This is a genomic window from Duganella sp. Dugasp78, from assembly GCF_059491455.1.
In genome coordinates this window covers 1,367,456-1,391,565 of record NZ_CP168506.1, presented here as the reverse complement: position 1 = coordinate 1,391,565, position 24,110 = coordinate 1,367,456, and the positions used below count along the sequence as shown (strand labels likewise).

Annotated in this window: 17 protein-coding genes; 16 read left to right on the top strand and 1 reads right to left on the bottom strand. The window is 65.0% G+C overall.

The window, feature by feature from the left end; all coding sequences use genetic code 11:
* Window positions 1–146: 146 nt before the first annotated feature.
* From ACEN9O_RS06165 to ACEN9O_RS06090, 16 genes are all read left to right on the top strand, one after another.
* The gene (locus tag ACEN9O_RS06165) at window positions 147–3,005 is read left to right on the top strand and encodes a TonB-dependent receptor (protein ID WP_495616746.1); all 2,859 of its coding nucleotides are present in this window, start codon (window positions 147–149) and stop codon (window positions 3,003–3,005) included.
* On the top strand, window positions 2,992–4,293 hold the full coding sequence (locus ACEN9O_RS06160) for a BNR repeat-containing protein (RefSeq protein ID WP_495616745.1): 1,302 nt from the start codon (window positions 2,992–2,994) through the stop codon (window positions 4,291–4,293). Before ACEN9O_RS06165 ends, ACEN9O_RS06160 begins: the two co-directional genes overlap by 14 nt.
* A gap of 108 nt (window positions 4,294–4,401) precedes the next feature.
* Entirely contained in the window at window positions 4,402–5,553 is a 1,152-nt protein-coding gene (locus ACEN9O_RS06155) for a glycoside hydrolase family 88/105 protein (protein WP_495616744.1), read from the top strand.
* A 9-nt stretch (window positions 5,554–5,562) separates the two neighbouring features.
* Complete coding sequence (locus tag ACEN9O_RS06150; RefSeq protein ID WP_495616743.1) at window positions 5,563–6,816, top strand: DUF2264 domain-containing protein; 1,254 nt, start codon at window positions 5,563–5,565, stop codon at window positions 6,814–6,816.
* A gap of 1 nt (window position 6,817) precedes the next feature.
* The gene (locus tag ACEN9O_RS06145) at window positions 6,818–8,041 is read left to right on the top strand and encodes a DUF4861 family protein (protein ID WP_495616742.1); all 1,224 of its coding nucleotides are present in this window, start codon (window positions 6,818–6,820) and stop codon (window positions 8,039–8,041) included.
* A gap of 322 nt (window positions 8,042–8,363) precedes the next feature.
* Window positions 8,364–8,984, top strand: a complete 621-nt coding sequence (locus ACEN9O_RS06140) for a TetR/AcrR family transcriptional regulator (protein WP_495616741.1) — start codon at window positions 8,364–8,366, stop codon at window positions 8,982–8,984.
* A gap of 55 nt (window positions 8,985–9,039) precedes the next feature.
* Window positions 9,040–10,830 carry an acyl-CoA dehydrogenase C-terminal domain-containing protein gene (locus ACEN9O_RS06135; protein WP_495616740.1) on the top strand — a complete coding sequence of 597 codons (1,791 nt, stop codon included), beginning with the start codon at window positions 9,040–9,042 and terminating at the stop codon, window positions 10,828–10,830.
* Between the two features lie 18 nt (window positions 10,831–10,848).
* Window positions 10,849–13,248 carry a 3-hydroxyacyl-CoA dehydrogenase/enoyl-CoA hydratase family protein gene (locus ACEN9O_RS06130; protein ID WP_495616739.1) on the top strand — a complete coding sequence of 800 codons (2,400 nt, stop codon included), beginning with the start codon at window positions 10,849–10,851 and terminating at the stop codon, window positions 13,246–13,248.
* 4 nt (window positions 13,249–13,252) lie between these two features.
* The gene (locus ACEN9O_RS06125) at window positions 13,253–13,768 is read left to right on the top strand and encodes a PaaI family thioesterase (RefSeq protein ID WP_495616738.1); all 516 of its coding nucleotides are present in this window, start codon (window positions 13,253–13,255) and stop codon (window positions 13,766–13,768) included.
* Between the two features lie 60 nt (window positions 13,769–13,828).
* Entirely contained in the window at window positions 13,829–15,025 is a 1,197-nt protein-coding gene (locus ACEN9O_RS06120) for an acetyl-CoA C-acyltransferase (protein WP_495616737.1), read from the top strand.
* A gap of 129 nt (window positions 15,026–15,154) precedes the next feature.
* Window positions 15,155–15,934, top strand: a complete 780-nt coding sequence (locus tag ACEN9O_RS06115) for an enoyl-CoA hydratase (RefSeq protein ID WP_495616736.1) — start codon at window positions 15,155–15,157, stop codon at window positions 15,932–15,934.
* Window positions 15,935–15,971: 37 nt separating this feature from the next.
* Entirely contained in the window at window positions 15,972–16,694 is a 723-nt protein-coding gene (locus tag ACEN9O_RS06110) for a substrate-binding periplasmic protein (RefSeq protein WP_495616735.1), read from the top strand.
* 82 nt (window positions 16,695–16,776) lie between these two features.
* Window positions 16,777–17,847, top strand: a complete 1,071-nt coding sequence (locus ACEN9O_RS06105; RefSeq protein ID WP_495616734.1) for an SGNH/GDSL hydrolase family protein — start codon at window positions 16,777–16,779, stop codon at window positions 17,845–17,847.
* Between the two features lie 104 nt (window positions 17,848–17,951).
* Window positions 17,952–20,321 (top strand): beta-L-arabinofuranosidase domain-containing protein, encoded by a 2,370-nt coding sequence (locus ACEN9O_RS06100; protein ID WP_495616733.1) that lies wholly within the window; start codon window positions 17,952–17,954, stop codon window positions 20,319–20,321.
* 100 nt (window positions 20,322–20,421) lie between these two features.
* Window positions 20,422–21,021, top strand: a complete 600-nt coding sequence (locus tag ACEN9O_RS06095) for a PEP-CTERM sorting domain-containing protein (protein ID WP_495616732.1) — start codon at window positions 20,422–20,424, stop codon at window positions 21,019–21,021.
* A gap of 137 nt (window positions 21,022–21,158) precedes the next feature.
* The gene (locus ACEN9O_RS06090) at window positions 21,159–23,273 is read left to right on the top strand and encodes a DUF6600 domain-containing protein (protein WP_495616731.1); all 2,115 of its coding nucleotides are present in this window, start codon (window positions 21,159–21,161) and stop codon (window positions 23,271–23,273) included.
* Between the two features lie 16 nt (window positions 23,274–23,289).
* Here the strand turns inward: ACEN9O_RS06090 and ACEN9O_RS06085 are convergent, their stop codons facing one another.
* Window positions 23,290–24,060, bottom strand: coding sequence for a substrate-binding periplasmic protein (locus tag ACEN9O_RS06085; protein WP_495616730.1), 771 nt, complete (start codon window positions 24,058–24,060; stop codon window positions 23,290–23,292).
* Window positions 24,061–24,110: the final 50 nt, after the last annotated feature.

Sequence of the window (24,110 nt, the reverse complement as noted above, 5' to 3'; positions counted from 1 at the left end):
GTTGTACGATGAGTTTAATGGGTGGTAACGTGACCATATGCTGAAAAATCAGGCAACACGGCGCGCTTTTCGGGAGACACCGGCGCGGCGTGAAAAAAACGACACTGTGAATCTTTAGATTGTTGCAAACAACAACGGGGGAAATAATGCATAAGAAACTACTCGCCACTCTGCTGCCACTGGCGCTGGCTGCGGCCTACGGTGCCGACGCCGCCGCCCAGGAGGCAGCCGCTCCAGCCGCACCGGTCGCGCCGGCGGAGGGCGCCGCCGCCGAACCGACCACGGTGGTGGTCACCGGCTTCCGCTCCAGCCTGCAAAAAGCCTTGAACCTGAAGCAGCAGGCCATCGGCGTGCGCGATTCCATCGTGGCGGAGGACATCGGCAAATTCCCGGAGGCGAACATCGCCGAATCGCTGCAGCGTGTGCCCGGCATCATCCTCAACCGCGACGAAAGCTCGGCCGAAGGCCAGCGCATCTCGATCCGCGGCCTGCCGACCGAATACTCGGTCACCACGCTCAATGGCGCGCCGGTCAACACCACCTCCACCAGCACCATCGGCAGCGCGGCGCGCGGCTTCAACTACGATGTGTTCGCGTCGGAACTGTTCGGCCGGGTCGATTTCTACAAGTCGCCGCTGGCCGAGCTGAGCGAAGGCGGCCTGGGCGGCGTGGTCGACCTGCAGACCCCGCGTCCGTTCGACAATCCCAAGCGCACCATCCGCTACGCCGTGTCCGAGGCGTACAACACCATGTCCAAGAACGCCGACCCGATGGGCTTCGCGCTGTACTCCAACACCTGGGGCCACTGGGGCTTCCTGGCCGGCGTCTCGCATTCGGCCAGCACCAACAACCGCTCCGGCTTCGAGGCCACCGGCGGCTACAACAGCTCGGCGCGCGGCAGCCAGAGCCCGGTCAAGGGCAACTTCGCGATGCAGCTGGACTACGACGATCCGCGCGCCAACCTCGGCGGCTACACCCGCAGCCAGATCGACAACGCGCTGCTGCCGCGCATCTACCGTTTCTACGGCTCGGCCAACGAGCGCACCCGCGACGGCCTGGTGTCGTCGCTGCAATACAAGACGGCCGACCTGAACCTGAGCCTGGACGTGCTCGGCTCCAAGCTGACCAACCACCGCGACGAGATGTACATGGGTCTGCTGATCCGCAACAGCAAGACCACCAACCGCGCCGCGCCGGCCGGTCAGAGCGGCCACAACGGCCTGGTGCCGCTGAACGTGCACATCGATCCCGATTCCGATTTGTTGACCGGCACTTTCGGCAACACCTCGTACAGCAGCGGCGTCACCTACAGCGAGGATGAAACCAAGTTCGGCTACGCCGCCGTGAACGGCCGCTGGGCCGCCACCGACAAGCTGGCGCTGACCGGCCAGCTGAGCGCCAACAACAGCAACGCGCTCACTTACCAGGACACGCTGTCGGGCCAGATCTTCGGCGTCGACTCCACCATCGACTACGGCAGCGACCACGTCTATCCATCGCTGTCGTCGACCACCAGCTACACCGACCTGAACAACTACCAGGGCTTCGGCGTCGGCACCACCTGGACCCGCGAAACCGACAAGGGCAAGCAGGGTCGGCTGGTGGCGGACTGGGACTACGGCCTGCCCGGCGACTGGACCGGCCATCTGAAAACCGGCGTGGTGTACGTGGAAACCACCAAGGGCATCGCCAAGCGCAACGGCACGGCCGCCGCCACCACCAAGCTCAACGGCCTGGGCAACGCCGGCATGCGCGGTCTGATGACCACCTCGCTGCCGATCGACAACCTCGACATGGGCGCCGGCTGGCCGCACGCCTGGGGCACCTTCACCCGCGGCGCCACCTTCTCGGCCTTCGATCCGCTGGCCTACAACACGGAAGCGACGTTCACGCCGGCGCAGAGCTTCAGCGCGACGGAAAAGGTGTCGACCGGTTTCATCCAGTCCGACTTCAAGGGCGAGGTCGGCGGCCACGAGCTGCGCTTCAACGCCGGCGTGCGCTACTCGCGCACCGAAACCGGCATCGACAACTTCAAGCAGCAGGGCGCCAGCCTGACCTACGCCGCCAACCACGAGCAGGGCACCTATAGCAACGTGCTGCCGGCCGTCAGCGCGGCGCTGGACCTGACCGATAACCTGATGTGGCGCGCCTCGTGGGGCAAGACCGTGAGCCGGGCCTCGCTGTCCATCATCGCGGCGCAGACCGTCATCCCGAATCCCTTCGACAACTCGGCCACCGCCGGCAACGCCAGCCTGAAGCCGCAGCAATCGAAGAACCTGGACACCAGCCTGGAGTGGTACTTCCAGCCGGGCAGCCTGCTGTCGGCCGCCGTGTTCAGGAAGCAGCTGACCGACGCCACCGTGGCCAACACCACCAACACCACCTTTGGCGCGCTGGGCTTGCCGGATACGGCGCTGGGCGCGATCTTCCAGGATGCCAACGGCCACGTCGATCCCAACCTGCCGATGACCCTGCGCAGCTACACCAACGCCGGCGAGCAGACGCTGAAGGGTTACGAGCTTGCATACCAACAGGCCTTCACCTTCCTGCCGGAACCGTTCAAGGGCTTCGGCGCGCTGGCCAGCTACACCCACATCGATCCGTTCAACAGCGCCAAGTGGATCACCAACGCCGGCAAGGAGATCGAGGTCAACTCGGTGCCCAAGTATGCCTACAGCACCACCGCCTACTATGAACGGGGACCGCTGGCGCTGCGCATGTCCTACAACTACAAGGGCCGCTCGCTGCATCCGGACAATCCGCGCAACCTCGGCGATGACTTGATCCGCTGGCACGCGGGACGCGGTTACCTGGACGCCAACGTCAGCTACAAGATCAACGAACAGCTGGAGCTGCGCGTCGACGGCATGAACCTGTCCAACACGCTGGCCTACGACTACTTCGAGGACGCCACCGGTCAGTACGGCAGCGGCAAGAAGACACGCATGGACTACGCCAAGTACGACGGCCGCACCATCAAGGTTGGACTGCGTGGCAAGTTCTAAGCATCTGCTGCCACTGCTGCTGGCCTGCATCGCCTGCGCAGCGCAGGCCGGCGCGGCCGGTCCCGTGCGCGTGGTCGATGTGGCGCCGGGCTGGGCGAACAATTCGGTCAACGCCGTGGTGTTCCGCAAGAACTCGCTGGTGTCGGAGGGCGATACGCAGTACATCGCCTTCTACGACAAGGACGCGGCCGTGGTGCTGGGCAAGCGCAAACTGGGCACCGCGCGCTGGACGCTGCAGCGCACGCCGTACCGCGGCAACGCGGCCGACGCGCACAACAGCATCAGCATCATGGTGGACGGCGCCGGTTACCTGCACGTGGCGTGGGACGCGCACAACCAGCGCCTGCGCTATGCGCGCGGCACGCGGCCCGGCGCGCTGGAACTGGGGCAGGAAACGCCGATGCTGGGCAAGGACGAGGACTCGGCCACCTATCCGGAGTTCTTCCGCTGCCCGGACGGCGGCCTGCTGTTTCTCTACCGCGACGGCGGCTCCGGCCACGGCAACCTGGTGATGAACCGCTACGACGTGGCGAGCGCCAGCTGGACCCGGCTGCACAGTAAGCTGATCGACGGAGAAGGGCAGCGCAGCGCCTACTGGCAGGCCTTCGTCGACCGCGCCGGCACCATCCACCTGTCATGGGTGTGGCGCGAATCGCCGGACGTGGCCAGCAACCACGACATGGCCTACGCCCGCTCGCGCGACGGCGGCCTGACGTGGGAACGCAGCAGCGGCGAACCCTACACGCTGCCGATCACCGCCGGCAGCGCCGAGTACGCCGCGCGCATCCCGCAGAACAGCGAGCTGATCAACCAGACCTCGATGACTGCCGGCGCCGACGGCGAGCCGGTGATCGCCAGCTACTGGCGCGTGGCCAGTTCGACGGTGCCGCAGTACCACCTGCTGTACCGCGATGGCGGCGCGTGGCGGCAACTCGATCTGGATTTCCGCCGCACGCCGTTCTCGTTGAGCGGCCTGGGCACCAAGGCGATACCGATATCGCGGCCGCAGATCATGGTGGAGCGCCAGCGGGCCCTGCTGGTGTTCCGCGACGCCGAGCGCGGCAACAAGGTATCGGTGGCCACCATCGCCGACCTGCACCGGCCGCACTGGACCGTGCGTGATCTTGGCGAGACGCCGGTGGGCGCGTGGGAACCGTCGTTCGACACCGAACTGTGGCGCCGGCGTGGCGAGCTGCATCTGTTCGTGCAGAACGTGCAGCAGCTCGACGGAGAAGGCGCGTCCGCCGGCGCGTCGTCGCCGGTGCAGGTGTGGCAGTGGAAGCCTTGATTGATGTTGTGATTGACCGAGCACTCCAGGCCGGAGCCACGTCATGGTTCCGGGTGTTTATGCCGAAGGTGGCGGTCCCGCGCCTTCGGCCCTTTTTTACATGACACTATGAACTTCAAAAAATACGCGCAAGGATTGCTGTTGCTGCTGGTTGTCACGCTGGGCGGCTGTGCCACGCCGGCAAAGGACGGCGCGGCCATCGACGCCAGCAGGGCGGAGGTGGTCGCCATCATCGACCAGGTCAACGGACACTGGCAGCGCAGCACGCCTGCGCAGCAGTGGGCGTTCTGGCACGTGGCGGCCTACCAGACAGGGAATATGGCGGCCTACCAGGTCACGCACAACGAGGCCTACCGGCGCTACGCCGAAGCTTGGGCCGAGCACAACCAGTGGATGGGCGCGCGCTCGCCGGACAAGAGCCGCTGGCAACACACTTACGGCGAGACCGACGAGCACGTCCTGTTCGGCGACTGGCAGATCTGCTTCCAGACCTACGCCGACCTGTACAAGCTGGCGCCCGATCCGCGCAAGATCGCCCGCGCCCGCGAGGTGATGGAATACGAGATGAGCACCGCGCGCAGCGATTACTGGTGGTGGTCAGACGGCCTGTACATGGTGATGCCGGTGATGACCAAGCTGTACGGCGTCACCGGCGACCGCCGCTACCTGGAAAAGCTGCACCAGTATTTCGAGTACGCCAACAGCATCATGTACGACCCGGCGGAACACTTGTACTACCGCGACGCCAAGTATGTCTATCCCGCGCACGCCAGCGTCAACGGCAAGAAGGACTTCTGGTCGCGCGGCGACGGCTGGGTGTTCGCCGCGCTGGCCCGCGTGCTGGATGAACTGCCGGCCGACGATCCGCACCGCACGCACTATGTGGCCCGCTTCCAGGACATGGCGCAGGCGCTCAAGCGCGCCCAGCAACCGGAAGGCTACTGGACCCGCAGCCTGCTCGATCCGCAGCACGCGCCGGGGCCGGAGACCAGCGGCACCGCGTTCTTCACCTACGGCTACCTGTGGGGCATCAACCACGGCGTGCTGGCGCGCGACGAATACCTGCCGGTGGTGCGCAAGAGCTGGCATTACCTGAGCAAGGTGGCGCTGCAGCCGGACGGCCGCGTCGGCTACGTCCAGCCCATCGGCGACCGTGCGATACCGGGCCAGGTGGTGGACCAGAATTCCACCGCCGATTTCGGCGTGGGCGCTTTCCTGCTGGCGTCGGCGGAACTGGTACGCTTGCTCGATCAAAAATAAGGAGACACGATGGAACGTCGCAATTTTATGCAGGCGGTACTGGCCGGAACGGCCGCCACCGGCTTGATGAATGCCGGTGCCGCCGACAGCGCGCCTGTGGCCGGCGGCGAGCGCGCCTACATGGCCGGCCTGTTGCAGCAGATGGCCGAGCCAGTGCTGTCGAATATGGCGCAGGGCAAGCTGAAGAAAAACTTCCCGCTGGAACTCAGCCCGACCTGGGATGGCCGCGATCCCGGCGTCGCCTACCTTGAGTGCTTCGGCCGCCTGATCGCCGGCGCCGCGCCCTGGCTGGCGCTGCCGGACGACGGCACGGCCGAGGGCAAGACGCGCCATCGCCTGCAACAGCTGGCGCTGCAAAGCTACACCAACTCGGTCGACCCGAAGAACCCGGACTATCTGCTGTGGAAAGGGCCGGGCCAGACGCTAGTCGATTCGGCCTATTTCACCAACGCGCTGATGCGCGCGCCGCAAGCGCTGTGGGAGCCGCTGGACCGCGTCACCAAGCAGCGCATCGTTGCCGAGATCAAGAGCCTGCGGCGGATCGAGCCGCCCTACATCAACTGGCTGCTGTTTGCCGCCATGAACGAGGCCTGGCTGCTGTCGATCGGCGAGGAGGCCGATCCGCTGCGCATGAATCTGGCCATCCGCAAGATCAACGAGTGGTATGTGGGCGACGGCTGGATCAAGGACGGCGAGTCCTTCCACTTCGACTACTACTGCTCGTACGTGATGTACCCGATGCTGCTGGAAATCCTCGAAGTGCTGGTGCGCTGCAAGGGACCGTTCTGGAACGCCAAGCCGGAGGAGCTTCTGGCGCAGGCGCTGCAACGCACGCAGCGCTATTGCGAACACCTGGAACGCTTCATCTCGCCGACTGGCACCTACCCGCCCATCGGCCGCTCGCTGACCTACCGCACCGCCGTGTTCCAGCCATTGGGCCTGCTGGCCTGGCGCAGGCAGCTGCCGGCCAGCCTGCCGGCCGGACAGGTGCGCGCCGCGCTGCACGCCGTGCATCAGACGGTGTGGTCGGGGCCGAGCAATTTCACCCGCGACGGCTTCCTCAACATCGGCTTCGTCGGCCACCATCCCGAGCTGGGCGACTGGTACTCCAACAACGGCAGCATGTACATCGCCTCCGAAGGATTCTTGTCGCTGGGCCTGCCGGAGAACGATGCCTACTGGACCGCGCCGGCGCAGGACTGGACCCAGAAGCTGGCCTACTCGGGCCGGCAGTTCCCCAAAGACTATCCGGTGAAATACTGACATGCAGCCACGCTACCTACTGATGCTCGCATTGCTGCCGACCATGGCCGGCGCGTCCGCCGGCGCGGCGGAACGGCTGGTCGTCACGGCCAGCCACGAACTCGACGCGGCGCGGCCGGCCGAAACCATCGCCGTGTCGTGGGCCGAGGTCAACCAGGCCCTGCCGGGCGCGCTGCTGCAGCACCTGACCGTGCGCGACGCGGCCGGCCGCAGCCTGCCGTACCAGGTGACCAATGTGGCGCCGGAGGCCAAGGACCCGCAGGGCAAGGGCATCGCCTACGGCGAGCTGATTTTCCAGCACGACTTCGCCGCCGGCGAGCGCAGCGCCAGCTTCACGGTGGAGAAGAGCGAGGCCGTGGCGCCGCCGTTTCCGGTGCAGGCCTTCGCCCGCTATGTGCCGGAACGGCTGGACGACTTCGCGTGGGAAAACGACCGCATCGCCCACCGCACCTACGGCCAGGCGCTGGCCGCGCCCGACACCCAGGGCAGCGGCAAGGAGGTGCTGGTGACGAGCGGCCTGGACATCTGGTTCAAGCGGGTGCGCTATCCCATCGTTGACCGCTGGTACAACAAGGGCCACGACCATTACCACAAGGACGAGGGCGAGGGGCTGGACATGTACGGCGTCGGCACCACGCGCGGCGCCGGCGGCACCGGCATCTGGGATGGCAAGCAGCTGTACACCAGCCGCAACTACGCCGGCTGGAAGGTCATCGCCAACGGCCCGATCCGCGCCATCTTCGAGCTGCGCTACGACGCCTGGGACGCCGCCGGCATCCGCGTGTCGGAGGTGAAGCGCTTCACCGTCGACGCCGGACACGACTTCGACCAGATCGACAGCACCTTCAGCTTCAGCGGGCCGGCCCAGCTGACCGCCGCCATCGGCCTCAACAAGACCCCCGCCTATGCGCCCCAGCAGCCGACAGTGGCCGTCACGCCGATGCCGGCGGCGCGCGCGCTGACGCAGTGGGTAACGCAGCGCAGCGCCGGCGATTTCGGCGTGGCCATCGTGCTGCCGTCGGCCGAGCCGGCCTACGCGGCCGACGCCGCCAATGCGCTGATCCTGGCGCCGGTGCGGTCCGGCCAGCCGCTGCGCTACTACGTCGGTGCCATCGCCAGCTGGTCCGGCGAGGCGCCCGATGCCCCCACCTGGCAGCGCCGCGTCGCCGCCTTCGCCGCCCGCCTGCGCGCGCCCCTGTCCATCCAGCTCCGCCCTCTGCCGTAAGAGCACTTCGAATAACCAAAATCGTCATTCCCGCGCAGGCGGGAATCCAAGCATGCGGCTTATGGATTCCCGCTTTCGCGGGAATGACGGTTTCCCCGCGCTGTTGCCGCCGGATGTCCCTTCGCGGCAACAGCCATGTTGCGTCTAGATAATAGAACGCCACCTCTAACGGTACTGTTTGACATTTACCCCTCGCTGGATAATAGTACGAGCGTTCGCAATTCTTTTCACACGGAGTAAATTTAACTGGAGCAAAATGCTCTTTTCTCCATGATTAAATTTTACTTTGGGATGCAATATTATTAATACCTCAACTAAATTTATGCGCAAAGGCGAACTGACACGCGCGGCAATCCTGGATGTGGCGCTGGACCTGGCCAGCCGGGATGGTCTGGAAGGCCTGACCATCGGATTGCTGGCGGATAGGATGAACATGAGCAAGTCCGGCGTGTTCGCACACTTCGGCTCGCGTGAAGATTTGCAGTTGGAAGTACTTAAGCTGTACCACCATCGTTTCGAGCAGGAAGTGTTTTTCCCCAGCGTCAAGGAACCGCGCGGCATTCAGCGGCTCAAGTCGATGTTCGCGCGCTGGGTCAAGCGGGTCAGCGTGGAGGTGGCTTCGGGCTGCATCTACATCAGCGGCGCGGTGGAGTATGACGACCGTCCAGGTCCGATCCGCGAAGAGCTGATGGCGATGGTTGGCGCCTGGCAGGGTGCGCTGCTGCGCTGCGTGAAGCAGTGCATCGAATGCGGCGACCTCAAGGCGGACACCGACCCGCAGCAGCTGGTGTACGAGATGTACGGCCTGATCCTGGCACTGCACCACGATGCGCGCTTCCTGCGTATTCCGGGCAGCCTGGGCCGGGCCGGCACCGGCTTCGAACGCTTGATCGAAACGTATCGCAATCCGCAAACGCCGTCCGCGGTGGTGGCACAGCAATAGCGTAAAAAACACTCATTCACATCGTAGTCATTACAAAAGTTATCAGGAGAAAATCATGGGTCAATACGTCGCGCCAATCCGGGATATGCAATTCGTTCTGCACGAATTCCTGAACGTCGGAGAAGAACTGAAGTCGCTGCCGGATTATGCTGAAGTCGACGCCGACATCATCAATCAGGTGCTGGAAGAAGGCGGTAAATTCACCGCCGAAGTGCTGTTCCCGCTGAACCACTCTGGCGACCGCGAAGGCTGCAAGCACGACGCCACGACCCACACCGTGACCACGCCTAAAGGCTTCAAGGAAGCGTACAAGCAGTACGTCGACGGCGGCTGGGCGGCATTGGCCTGCGATCCTGAATACGGCGGCCAGGGCCTGCCGGTGGTACTGAACAACTCGTTCTACGAGATGCTGAACTCGGCCAACCAGGCCTGGACCATGTACCCGGGCCTGTCGCACGGCGCCTACGAGTGCCTGAAGGAACACGGCACCGCCCACCAGAAGGAAGTCTACCTGCCTAAGCTGGTCTCCGGCGAATGGACCGGCACCATGTGCCTGACCGAACCACACTGCGGCACCGACCTGGGTATGCTGCGCTCGAAAGCGCTGCCGCAGGAAGACGGCTCGTGGCTGATCACCGGCAACAAGATCTTCATCTCGGCCGGCGAACACGACATGTCGGAAAACATCCTGCACCTGGTGCTGGCCCGCGTGCCGGACGCACCGGAAGGCTCGAAAGGCATTTCGCTGTTCCTGGTGCCTAAGTACCTGCCGAAAGCAGATGGCTCGATCGGCGAACGCAACCCGATCACCTGCGGCGCCATCGAAGAGAAGATGGGCATCCACGGCAACTCGACCTGCCAGATGAACCTGGACGGCGCCCGTGGCTGGATCATCGGCCAGCCGAACAAGGGCCTGAACGCCATGTTCGTGTTCATGAACGCGGCCCGCCTGGGCGTGGGCATGCAGTCGCTGGGCCTGACCGAGATCGCCTACCAGAACGCGCTGATCTACGCCAAGGACCGCATCCAGATGCGTTCGCTGTCGGGCGTGAAGAACCCTGACCAGCCGGCCGATCCGATCATCGTCCACCCTGACGTGCGCCGCATGCTGTTGACCGGCAAGGCCTACGCCGAAGGCGCGCGCGCCTTCACCTCCTACGTCGCGCTGCAGATCGATCGCGAACTGCACCACCCTGACGAAGAAGTGCGCAAGGAAGCCGCCGACGAAGTCGCGCTGCTGACCCCTATCGTCAAGGCCTTCATCACCGACAACGCCTGGATCGCCACTTCGGAAGCGATGCAAGTGTTCGGTGGCCACGGCTACATCTCCGAATGGGGCATGGAGCAGTACGTGCGCGACGCCCGCATCAACCTGATCTACGAAGGCACCAACACCATCCAGTCGCTGGACCTGCTGGGTCGCAAGATCCTGGGCGACAACGGCGCCAAGCTGCGCAAGTTCGGCGAGAAGATCAAGGCCTTCGTGGAAGAGAACGGCACCGACGAAGCAATGAGCGAATTCGTCACCCCGCTGGGTGACCTGGGCGACAAGGTCACCAAGCTGACCATGGAAATCGGCATGAAAGCCTTCCAGAACCCGGACGAAGTCGGCGCGGCATGCGTACCTTACCTGCGCGTGGTCGGCCACATGGTGTACAGCTACTTCTTCGCACAGATGGCGAAAATCGCCCTGGCCAAAGAAGACAGCGGCGACAATTTCTACAAAGCCAAGCTGGCCACGGCGCGCTTCTACTTCGCCCGCCTGCAGCCAGAAACTGCAACCTTGATTCGCCAGGCACGTTCGGGCTCCGCCAACCTGATGGCTCTCGACGCCGACCTGTTCTAAGAACTTAAAGGAAACGACATGACCAATTTCATCGTTAAAAAAGTAGCCGTGCTGGGCGCCGGCGTGATGGGCGCGCAAATCGCCGCCCATTGCGTCAACGCCAAAGTACCAGTCGTACTGTTCGACCTGCCAGCCAAAGAAGGCCCGAAGAACGGCATCGTGCTGCGCGCCATCGAGAACCTGAAAAAGCTGTCGCCTGCACCACTGGGCAACAAGGACCACGCCGCGCTGATCGAAGTGGCCAACTACGAAGACGACCTGGCCAAGCTGGCCGAGTGCGACCTGATCATCGAAGCCATCGCCGAGCGCATGGACTGGAAGCACGATCTGTACAAGAAGGTCGCTCCGCACATCGGCGCCAACGCGATCTTCGCCTCGAACACCTCGGGCCTGTCGATCACCAAGCTGTCCGAAGGCTTCGACGCCGATCTGAAATCGCGCTACTGCGGCGTGCACTTCTTCAACCCGCCGCGCTATATGCACCTGGTCGAAATCATCCCGACCGAGTTCACCAAGCCAGCCATCAGCGACCAGCTGGAAGGCTTCCTGACCACCACCCTGGGCAAGGGCGTGGTCCGCGCCAAGGATACGCCTAACTTCATCGCCAACCGCGTCGGCGTGTTCGGCATCTTGGCGATCGTGCATGAAGCTGAAAAATTCGGCCTGTCGTGCGACGTGGTCGACGACCTGACCGGCTCCAAGCTGGGCCGCGCCAAGTCGGGCACCTTCCGCACCGCGGACGTGGTCGGCCTGGACACCATGGGCCATGTGATCAAGACCATGCAGGACTACCTGCCGAACGATCCGTTCGCCGCCGTCTACAAGACTCCGGCCGTGCTGGCCGGTCTGGTGGAAAAAGGCGCGCTGGGCCAGAAATCCGGCGCCGGCTTCTATAAAAAAGTGGGCAAGGAAATCCAGCGCCTGGACTTCGCCACCGGTGAATACGTGGCCGGCGGCGGCAAGGCTGCCGACATCGTCGCCCGCATCCTGAAGGAAAAAGATCCGGTCAAGAAGATGAAGGCCCTGCGCGAATCGACCAACCCACAAGGCCAGTTCCTGTGGGCGATCTTCCGCGACGCTTTCCACTACATCGCCATCCACCTGGACACCGTGGCCGACAACGCGCGCGACATCGACTTCGCCATGCGCTGGGGCTTCGGCTGGAACGTCGGCCCGTTCGAAACGTGGCAGGCGGCCGGCTGGTCGCAAGTGGCCCAGTGGGTCAAGGAAGACATCGAAGCCGGTCACGCACTGTGCAACGCACCGCTGCCAGCCTGGGTATTCGAAGGTCCGGTTGCTGAAAAAGGCGGCGTCCACACCGCAGAAGGTTCGTGGTCCGCAGTGTCGAAATCGTTCGTGCCGCGCTCGTCGCTGGCCGTCTACGACCGTCAGGCGTTCCGCGCACCGGTACTGGGTTCGGGCGCCATCGACGGCCGCACCGCCGGCACCACCGTGCACGAAGACGACGACGTGCGTCTGTGGCACTCGGGCGACGACGTCCTGGTGATCTCGCTGAAAACCAAGATGCACGTGATCAGCCCTGGCGTCATCGCCGGCTTCCGTAAAGCGCTGGCCGAAGCCGAGAAGAACTTCAAGGGTCTGGTGATCTGGAGCGCGGACGCAGCCGACGGTGGCGTGTTCTCGGCCGGCGCCGACCTGCAATCGGCACTGCCTGCGTTCATGCAGGGCGGCGCCAAGGCAGTCGACCCGATCATCCGCGAACTGCAAGACACCTTCATGGCGATGAAATATTCGAACGTGCCGGTGGTGGCTGCTGTTGCTGGCCTGGCGCTGGGCGGCGGCTGCGAAATGGCGCTGCACGCATCGAAGCGCGTGGCCTCGATCGAATCGTACATCGGCCTGGTGGAAGTGGGCGTTGGCCTGATCCCTGCGGGCGGCGGCTTGAAAGAAGCGGCAGTGCGCGCGTTCAAGGAAGCCAAGGGCAACGACATCCTGCAATTCCTGAAAGCCGGTTTCACCAACGCCGCTACCGCCAACGTGTCGAAGTCGGCACTGGAAGCGCAGGCCATGGGCTACCTGAAGGAAGACGACGTGATCGTGTTCAACCCTTACGAGCTGCTGCACGCGGCCAAGGTGGAAGCGCGCGCCATGTTCGACAAGGGCTATCGTCCGCCGCTGCAGACCCCTGTGCAGGTGACCGGCCGCTACGGCTACGGCACCATCAAGGCGCAGCTGGTCAATATGCGCGACGGCGGCTTCATCTCCGCGCACGACTTCAAGCTGGGCGAGATGATCGCCGAGATCGTGTCGGGCGGCGATATCGACCAGGGTTCGTTCGTGAACGAGCAGTGGTTCCTGGACATGGAGCGTAAAGCCTTCCTGGAACTGCTGAACCATCCGAAGACCCAGGAACGCATCATGGGCATGATGCAGACCGGTAAGCCAGTCCGCAACTAATGTGATGTCGATCCTGAATCGGGTCGCCGCATCGCTGGCATTCAAAGTTCTACTGCGCGTGAGGCCTAGCATGGTGTATGACCGTATCAAGCAACAAATGATGGACACCTTGCCCTTCGTGCGCCTGTTGGGGATCAGGATCGACGAGATCGGCAGCGGCACTTCGAAAGTGTCGATGCCGGAGGACCCGAAGCTCAATAACCACCTGGGCACGCAGCACGCCGGGGCCTTGTTCACGCTGGCCGAAACGGCCTCCGGCGCGGCCATGGCTGGCGGCTTCGCGGAGCTGATCCTGGGCTTGCGCCCGGTCGCCAAGGAATCGCGCATCCAGTACCAGAAAGTAGCCAAGGGCGCCACCCGCGCCGAAGGCCGCGTTCCTGGCGATCTGGCCGCGCTGAAGGCCGAGCTGAAAGAGCAGGGCAAGGTGGCGTTCCCGGTGGAGGTCGACATCTTCGACGCCGCCGGCACGCTGGCCGCACAGGTTCAAGTGGATTGGTATTTATCCGAGAAGCGGGCGTAACAGGGCGTAATAGCTAATCGTTCCGCATAGTCTTCGATCAAAAATTTTCGAAAGAACAAAATGAGCAAACAAATTCAAGACGCATACATCGTCTCTGCCACCCGCACCCCGATCGGCAAGGCGCCGCGCGGCATGTTCAACAAGACCCGCCCGGACGACCTGCTGGTGCGCGTGCTGCAATCGGCCCTGGCGCAAGCGCCTGGCCTGGATCCGGCGCTGATCACCGACGCCATCATCGGCTGCTCGTTCCCGGAAGCGGAGCAGGGCTTCAACATCGCCCGTCAATCGGTGCTGCTGGCCGGCCTGCCTAAGACCATCGGCGGCGTCACCATCAACCGCTACTGCGCATCGGGCATCACCGCGCTGGCCATGGCGGCCGACCGCATCCGCGTGGGCGAAGCCGATGCGATGATCGCCGGCGGCGTTGAATCGATGTCGATGGTGCCAATGATGGGCCATCACCCATCGATGAACCTGAACATGTTCACCGACGACAACGTCGGCATGGCTTACGGCATGGGCCTGACCGCTGAAAAAGTGGCGACCCAATGGAAAGTGTCGCGCGAAGCGCAGGACGCGTTCGCCGTGGAATCGCACCGCCGCGCCATCGCCGCGCAGCAGGCCGGTTTCTTCAAGGACGAGACCACCCCGGTGGAAATCATCACCCGCACGCCCGACCTGGCGACCGGCGAAATCAAGATCAAGACCCGCACCGTCGACACCGACGAAGGCGCACGTGCCGATTCGACCGTGGAATCGCTGGGCAAGCTGAAGCCTGTGTTCGCTGCCAAGGGCTCGGTCACCGCCGCCAACTCGTCGCAGATGTCCGACGGCGCCGGCGCGCTGCTGGTCGTGTCGGAGAAGTTCCTGCGCGAGCACAACCTGACCCCGCTGGCCAAGTTCTCGTCGTTCGCCGTTAAAGGCGTGCCACCGGAAATCATGGGCATCGGTCCTAAATTCGCGATTCCGGATGCGTGCAAAGCTGCCGGCATTACCCAGGACCAGCTGGACTGGATCGAGCTGAACGAAGCGTTCGCGGCACAGGCACTGGCCGTCATCGGCGACCTGGGCCTGGACCCGGCCAAGGTCAACCCGATGGGTGGCGCGATCGCCCTGGGCCACCCGCTGGGCGCAACCGGCGCGATCCGCGCCGCGACCGTGGTGCACGCACTGCGCCGCAACAACCTGAAGTACGGCATGGTCACCATGTGCGTTGGCGCAGGCATGGGCGCCGCTGGTATTATCGAACGCGTCTAAAACCCCGCATCCCTAAGCGATACGCACGCGTTACCGCTTAGGGGTCTGACCCCGTCGGGGGTCAGACCCCATATGGCAGTGCGGGTTAAAAAAGGGCGCCACGGCGCCCTTTAATCATTTGGAGATCACATGGATATTTTGAGCAGCAAGACCAACGGCGTGCTGACGCTGGAATTCAACCGCCCGGAACGCAAGAACGCGATCACCTCGGCGATGTACCAGAGCATGGCCGACGCCATCAACGACGCGGAGCAGGACGCCGCCGTGCGCGCCATCCTGATCGTCGGCAAGCCGGAGATCTTCACCGCCGGTAACGACCTGGAAGACTTCATGAAGACCGCGCGTCCGGCCGACGGCTCGGGCATCGAAGAGCGTTCGGTCTACAAGTTCATGATGGCGCTGAGCGGTTCGACCAAGCCGGTGGTGGCGGCGGTGGCCGGCGCGGCGGTCGGCATCGGCACCACGCTGCTGATGCATTGCGACCTGGTCTACGCTGCCGACAACGCCAAGTTCTCGATGCCGTTCGTGCAGCTGGGCCTGTGCCCGGAGTTCGCATCGAGCGTGCTGCTGACGCAAATCGCCGGCTACCCGCGCGCCGCCGAGAAGCTGATGCTGGGCGAAGCCTTCCTGGCGCAGGAGGCGCTGGAGATGGGCCTGGTGTCGAAGATCGTGCCGGCCGCCGAACTGCGCGCCTTTGCCGAAGGCCAGGCCGCCAAGCTGGTCGCCCTGCCGGCTAGCTCGATCCGCGCCACCAAGCAGCTGATGAAGGCCGCCCGCAAAGGCCCGGTGACGGAAGCCATCGCCGCTGAAAACAAATTCTTCGGCGCCATGCTGGCCGCGCCGGAAGCCAAGGAAGCCTTCACCGCCTTCTTCGAGAAGCGCAAGCCGGACTTCAGCAAATTCTCGTAAGGTTTCTAAGGTTTCATAAACGGGGTACCATGTACACATGCGTCCCCTTCGTCTTATCTGCCTGATTTGCTGCCTGCTGCCTGCGCTGGCCGTGCCGGCCGCGGAGCTGGTGGTGCTCGTGGACCGCGCCTCGGACATGCCGATGGCGGGCTTCGCGTCCGGCAGCCTGGTCGCCGGCATACACAAAGACCTGGGCGAGGCACTGGCGCGCAACCTGGGCCGAAGCGTGCGCTTTGTCATCCTGCCGCGCAAGCGCATCGCGCGTGCCTTGCTGGCTGGCGAGGCGGACATCCTGTGCGGCTATACGCCGGAGTGGCTGCCGGGCGACTATCTCTGGAGCCAGACCCTGTTCGCCGCCGAGGAAGTGCTGGCGACCGATACCAGCGTGGCGGCTCCGCGTTCGATCGAGGATGTCCGCGGTCAGCCCGTTGGCACCATCCTTGGCTATACCCACCCCGAAATGGAGCAGGTGCTGGGCAAGGACTTTGTGCGCGATGACGCGCCCAACATGGAAATCAATCTCGAAAAGCTCGCGCGCGGACGGGTGCACCACATCCTGATCGCCAAGGGCGTGCTGTATTATCGCCAACGCCTGCGCCCATCCCCGCTGAAGCTGTATCCACCCTTGCCTATCATGTCGTTCTTGGTACGCTGCGCGGTGTCGCGCAAGGCGCACGTCACGCTTGCCGAAATCGATGGTGCGATCAAACAGGCCCATCAGGATGGCACGATCACGGCTATTGTGAACTTCGCGAAATAAGCCTCCCCCGGTTCCCGGACATGCCGATGGTAATATGGATGGTTTAACAAGCCTGATGGCGTATCTGAGGGGGAGGCGTTTGATGAAGTTCAGAGCAGGATTGGTGGCGTTGTTGTTGGCCGGGCAGGCGTTTGCCGGCGTGGCGGTTCAGCCGGATGATGCGCAATTGCGGTACACGGGGCGCATCGATTTTTCCGACCGCGCCCGGCCCATGTTGTCATGGCCCGGCACCAGCATCGAAGGGAACTTCACCGGCGCCAGCCTGGCGGTCAAGCTTGACGACCAGCAGGGCAGGAACTTCTTCAACGTGTTCATCGACGGCGACCTGGCCAGGCCGGTGGTCATCGAGGCCGCGCAGGGCAGCAGGACTTATGCGGTGGCCGGCGGCCTGCCGGCCGGCGCGCACCGCTTCCTGATCACCAAGCGCACCGAGGGCGAGGAGGGCGGCACGGTATTCCAGGGCCTGGAACTGGCCGATGACGGCAAGCTGTTGCCGCCGCCGGCGCCCAAGCAGCGCCGCATCGAATTCTTCGGCGATTCCATCACCACCGGCATGGGCAACGAGTCGCCGGACGACGGACCGGATCATCTGGTGAAGGACAAGAACAACTTCATGTCCTATTCCTCGATCACGGCGCGGGCGCTGGATGCGGAGGCGCACATCATCTCGCAAAGCGGCATCGGCGTGATGATCAGCTGGTTCCCGTTCACCATGCCGGATTTTTACGACCAGCTCAGCGCGGTCGGCAACAACGACACCCACTGGGACTTCCGCTCCTGGACGCCGGATGTGGTGGTCATCAACCTGTTCCAGAACGATAACTGGCTGATCGACCGCGAGAAACGCCTGTCGCCGGCGCCCGACGATGCGCAGCGTGTGCAGGCGTATCGCGCGTTCGTGCAGAAGATACGTGCGCTGTATCCGAAGGCTTACATCGTGTGCGCGCTGGGCAGCATGGACGCGGTGAAGGAAGGCTCCAAATGGCCGGGCTATGTGCGCACGGCGGTGGACCAGATGCGGCAAGGCGGCGATCAGCGCATCGATACCATCGTGTTCCCCTGGACCGGCTTCGGCGGCCATCCGCGCATCAAGCAGCACCAGGCCAACGCGGCGCAGCTGACGGCCTTCATCCGCCAGAAAATGGGGTGGTGAGCGCCGCATTGTGCAGATTTCGTCATCCTTTTAGCGGCGCCGCCACAAGACGGCCGCCGGCCCTGCGCGTACATTAAGGCATAGCCATCTACCATGGGGTAAGTATGCATCGTCGACAGGTATTGCAGGGCGCGGCCGGCCTGGGTTTGATTTCAGGCTGGCCCGCCGCAGCCGGCGCAGCTACTGCCACCACCGCCGCCACCGATTTTCCATCCACCGCCCGGGCGTTGCCGCTGTCGTCGGTCCGGCTGCTGCCCTCCGTCTACGCCGACGCGCTGCAAGCCAACCAGGCCTACCTGCTGCGCCTGAGCGCCGACCGTTTCCTGCACAACTATTACCGCTTTGCCGGCCTGCCGACCAAGGGCGCCATCTACGGCGGCTGGGAATCCGACACCATCGCGGGCGAGGGACTGGGTCACTACCTGTCCGCGCTGTCGCTGATGCTTGCGCAAACCGGCAATGCGGCATTGAAGCCGCGCATCGATTACATCGTGGCCGAACTGGCGCGCGTGCAGCAGGCGCATGGCGATGGCTATGTGGCCGGCTTCATGCGCAAGCGCGCGGACGGCACGGTGGTCGACGGCAAGGAGATCTTCCCCGAGATCGTGCGCGGCGAGATCAAGTCCGCAGGCTTCGACCTGAACGGCTGCTGGGTGCCGCTGTATAACTGGCACAAGGTCTTCGCCGGCCTGTTCGACGCGCAGACCCATGCCGGCAACGATCAGGCGCTGCAAGTGGCGCTGGGCCTGGCGGCTTATATCGACAAGGTGTTCGCCGCGCTCAGCGACGAGCAGGTGCAGCAGGTGCTGGCCTGCGAGCATGGCGGCATCAACGAGAGTTTTGCGGAACTCTATGCGCGCACCAACGACAAGCGCTGGCTGGCGCTGGCGCAGCGGCTGTACCACAGCAAGGTGCTGGTCCCGCTGACGCAAGGCCGCGATGAACTGGCCAACCTGCATTCCAACACGCAGATCCCCAAGCTGATCGGCCTCGCGCGCCTGCGCGAACTGACCGGCCGCCGCAGCGACGCCGACGCCGTGGACTTTTTCTGGAAGCGCGTCACGCGGCATCACAGCTACGTCATCGGCGGCAACGGCGACCGCGAGTACTTCTCGGCGCCAGACAGCATCGCCGCCCACATTACCGAGCAAACCTGCGAAGCCTGCGCCAGCTACAACATGCTGAAGCTGACGCGCCATCTCTACAGCTGGGCGCCGGACGCCGCTTACTTTGACTACTACGAGCGCACGCACCTGAACCACATCCTCGCGCACCAGAACCCGCGCACCGGCATGTTCACGTATATGACGCCGCTGATGTCCGGCATGGCGCGCGAATACTCCAGCGAGGACAACGACTTCTGGTGCTGCGTCCTGTCCGGCATGGAGAGCCACGCCAAGCACGGCGATTCGATCTACTGGGAGAACGGCGACACCTTGTTCGTCAATCTCTACATTCCGTCGACGGTGGAGTGGAAGGCCGCGCGGCTGGAGCTGAACACGCGCTATCCATACGAAGGCGACATCGAGCTCAAGGTGCGCCGCCTGGCGGGACCGCGCCGGTTCACGCTGGCGCTGCGCATTCCGTCGTGGGCCGGCGGCCACACGCTGCTGGTCAATGGAAAACCGCAGACCGCCAGCACGCAAAAGGGCTACTTGCTGATACGCCGGCGCTGGCGCGCGGGCGACAGCGTGCGCCTGTCGCTGCCGCTGGATCTGCGGCTGGAAGCGGCGGCCGGCAATGACCATGTGGTGGCGCTGCTGCGCGGCCCGATGGTGCTGGCGGCGGACCTGGGCGCGGCCGACAAGCCTTTCACCGGATTGGCGCCGGCGCTGGTGGGCGCCAATGTCCTCGCTTCGTTCGCGGAGGCGGACAAGGGCAGGGCGGTGTACCGCAGCGTGGGCACGGGCCGTCCCGGCGACATGAAGTTTACGCCGTTCTTTTCGCAATACGAGCGGCGCGCGGCGGTGTACTTCAACGTCTACACCGAGGCTGAATGGGCGGCGTCCGAAATCGCTTTCCGCAAGGAGGAGGCGCGCCTCAGGGACCTGGCCGGGCGCTCGGTGGATGTGATGCACCTGGGCGAGATGCAGCCGGAGCGCGACCACGACCTGCAGTCCGCCATCTCCTATCCGGTTGCCTACCGCGGCCGCAACGGACGCGATGCGCGCACCGGCGGCTACTTCAGCTTCCGCATGAAGTGCGCCGACGGCCCGCTGCTGCTGCAGGCGAGCTACTGGGGCGAGGAACGCAACCGCGATTTCCACATCAGCGTCGACGGCGAACGGATCGCCCGCGTCCGGCTCGATGGCGGCCAGCCGGGCGTATTTGTCGATCAGGAATATCCGGTGCCCGAGCGCATCACCAGCGGTAAGCGCAGCGTGGTGGTGCGCTTCGATCCCGAGCCGGGCCATACAGCCGGGCCGGTGTTCGGCGTCCGGCTGTTCACGCAGCGCGCGCCCGTGTCTTCCTGAGCGGCGTCGCGCACGCGAGACACGGCGGCCTTGACGATTAGCGAGCTCATGCTATTCTGGTTTTCTGTCTTATCAATTTTACATTGCTTAAGGAGAAAATATGAAGACGCTCGCGATTGCGTTGGCCTGCCTGGCCTGTGTTGGATCCGCCGCAGCCGATACCAATGTCGCCCTGGGCGGCGGCGTGTCGCTGACCGGCAGCGGATTCTGGAACGGCGGCAGCTGGGGATTGGGCGTGCCGGCCTTGCCGTCGTCGGTGACGGACGGCGCCTACCTGCCGATCCAGACGCAGTGGAACCTGGGCACGGTGTTCTGGACCGGCGACTACGGCGCCGACACGGTGACCATCACCCTCAACCAGGCCGCGCTGGTGAACCAGCTCAACATCCAGGCCGACAACGACAACCTCTACCGCGTCCAATACCGCGACCAGGCCAACACCTGGCACGACCTGGCGGTGATGGCGCCGCACCTCTCGTGGGGCATGGACAACGGCAGCACGGTGCTGGGCACGCCGGTGGTGGCCACCGCCTTTATGATCAGCGGCGCCGCCGGCCGCGGCGACGACCACTTCGCCGTGTCGGAATTCGAAGCCATCGGCCACGTCGTTCCGGTGCCGGAGCCCGCAACCTATGCCATGCTGGGCGCCGGCCTGGCCTTGCTCGGCCTGGTGGCGCGCCGCAAGCAGCGACGTTCGTGAGTATCTGCCTTCCGGCACAGGCGCCGGCCGGCCATGATTAAGGGCTAAGGGCACGTTGCCGCGAGCGTGCGGCAACGAACAGTGGCGGCGCCGCCGATCGGCTATGTTGGGCTCACGTTTATTCTACGAGTCCCATCATGGCAGTACGATTCCGATTCCGATTCTTGCTGGCGCTGGGTGGTGCCGCTTTGTTGTACAGCGGCGCGGCGCTGGCCGATCCGCCGGCGCGCGTGGCGCGCCTGGCCTATGTGGGCGGCGCCGTGAGCTACGCCGCCAACGGTACCGACGACTGGCTGGCTGCGGGCATCAACCGCCCGCTGGTGGCCGGCGACCGCCTGTGGACCGCGGCCGGCGCGCGCGATGAGGTGCAGGCCGGCCCCGCCACTGTGCGCATGGGCGGCGAGACGCTGGTCACGCTGCTCAACGCCAACGACAACACCACCCAGCTGCAATTGTCGCAGGGGCGCCTGAACCTGCGCGTGCGCCAACTGCGGCCCGATGAAGTGCTGGAGATCGATACGCCCAACCTGGCGTTCAGCATCCGCAAGCCGGGCCACTACCGGCTGCAGGTGGATGCCTCCGGCAACGCCACCGAGGTCGCCGTGATCGACGGCCAGGGCGAGGCGTATGGCGACAACACATCCTACCTGGTCGATCCGGGGCAGTCATACCGCTTCACCGGCACCGGCCTGCAGGATTTCAGCGTCGGCCAGTTGCCGCCGGCCGACGATTTCGACCACTGGTCGGCACAGCGCGACCGCCGCCTGGAGCATCCGGTGTCGGCGCGCTATGTGTCGAGCGACGTGGTCGGCTACGAGGATCTGGACGACAACGGCAGCTGGCGCGACGTGCCGGGCTACGGCAACGTCTGGATGCCGGCCCACGTGGCGCCGGACTGGGCGCCGTATCGCGACGGTCATTGGTCCTGGGTCGAGCCTTGGGGCTGGACCTGGGTCGATGATGCGCCGTGGGGCTTCGCGGTGACGCACTACGGCCGCTGGGCGCAGACGCCGGCCGGCTGGGGCTGGGTGCCGGGGCCGGTGGTGCAGCAGCCGGTGTACGCACCGGCGCTGGTGGTGTTCGTGGGCGCGGCGTTGCTGCTGGGCGACCGGCCGCATGATCATGGCGTGGCCTGGTTCCCGCTGGGACCGCGCGAGGTGTACCGGCCGTCGTACCAGGCCAGCCCGACTTATGTCACCAACATCAATACCAGCAATACGGTCATCAACAAGACGCAGATCACCAACGTCTACAACAACGTCAATATCACCAACGTGCGCTATGTGAACCGGCAGGCTGTGACGGCGGTGCCGGCCACGGCGTTTGCGCAGGCGCAGCCGGTGCGCAAGAACGTGGTGCGTGTGTCGCCGCAGGCCTTGGCTGCCGCACCGCTGGCGGCCGCGCCGTCGGTGCAGCCGCAGCGTCCGGCACGGCTTGAAGCACATGGCGGAGCGCGCCCGGCGCCAGCCATCCTGGCGCGGCCGGTGGTGGCGAAGACGCCGCCGGCCGTCGTGCCGTCGCCGGTGGCCCACGCGGGCGCGCCGGCGCAGCGGGCTGTGCCGGCGGCGCCCCATATCCATCTGGTGCAGGCGGCGCGGCCGGTGAAGCCGGTGCCCGTGGCCGCTGCGCAACAGCTGGCGCAGAAGGGCGGGGCGCATGGTCCGTCGTCGCCTGCGGCAGTTACGCCGACGGTGCCGTTGACGGCGCATCCGGCGAAACAGCCGGAGATACCTCCGCAAGCGGCATTGCATCCGCAGCCGGCGCCGCATCCGCAGGCGGAATCGCGGCCGCCGGCCGCTGCCGCGACGCCGTCGCCAGTGCCGCCGCAAGCTGCGGCGCATCCACCGCCAGCGCCGCATCCGCCAACGGAGACGCATCCTGCTGTCGCGCAGCATCCACCGGCTGAGACGCGTCCTGCGATGGCGCCGCCGCATCAGTCAGCGGAAATGCATCCTCCTGTCGCGCCACACCCGCCAGCGGAGACCCATCCTGCGGTAGCGCAGCATCCGCCTGCGGAAACGCATCCTGCGGTAGTGCCGCATCCGCCAGCGGCTGCGCATCCTCCGGTCGCCCAGCACGCCCAGGCGGAAACGCATCCGCCGCCGGCGCCGCATCCGCCGCCCGCGCCCAAACCGCAGCCACCGGAGCAGGCGCATGTGCCACCGCATCCTCCGGTCGAGGCACACGCTCATCCCGAAGTGCATCGCGAGGCCCAGCGCAAGGATCAGAAGCATGAGCCCACGCGCGAATAGCCGCTAGCCGCGTCGTTCAGGACTCGCCGTAGCGGCTGCGGATTTCCGCCAGCACGCCTTGCTTCTCCAGCCGCTGGATGGCGGCGTTCAGCAGGTCGAGATCGGCCTGGGTGGTGCTGCTCTTGTTGAGCATCAGATGCACCGGCGCCCGCAGCACGACGAACGGCAGCGGCGTGATGGCGATTCCCTGTTCCCTGGCCGCGTGGCGCAGGGCGGCGGTGTCGCCGAGGATCAGGTCGGCGCGTCCGGCGTCCAGCATGCGCAGGCCCTGCTGGAAGCTAAGGAAGGTGCTCAGCTGGCCGGCCTGCCGCAGCTGCGGCTGTACGCGCGCATAGGCCGCGCCGTACCAGCCCAGCTTGGGCGCCAGCAGCGACAGGTTTTTCCCGGCCAGCGCCTCGACGCTGCGGACGTTGTGGTAGCGCGGCAGGTTGACGGTGCGGGTGAAGACGCTCACCGATTCATAGCGGTAGGCCAGGCTGAAGCGCGCGTATTTGCGGCGCTCGGCGGTGTTGGAGGCGGCCAGCAGCAAGTCCAGGTCGCCCAGCTCGAACTGGCGCTGGCGGCGCGCGGTCGGCAGCTCGGGCAGCAGTTGCAGCGCGCAGCCGGCTTCCTTGAAGATCGCCTGCGCCAGCTCCAGGTCCAGCCCGGATGGCGGGCCGTCGGGCCTGGAGTACACATAGGGCGGCCATTGCTCCAGCGCCATCTTCATCCGGCATGGCGCAGCCAGCGCCGGCAGCGCGGACGCGACCATGAACGCCATGACGTAACCGACGCACCCCGCTTGCATGGCGGAATCCTTTCTAGTTCTATGGCTACAATTTGCCAGATGTGGCGGGA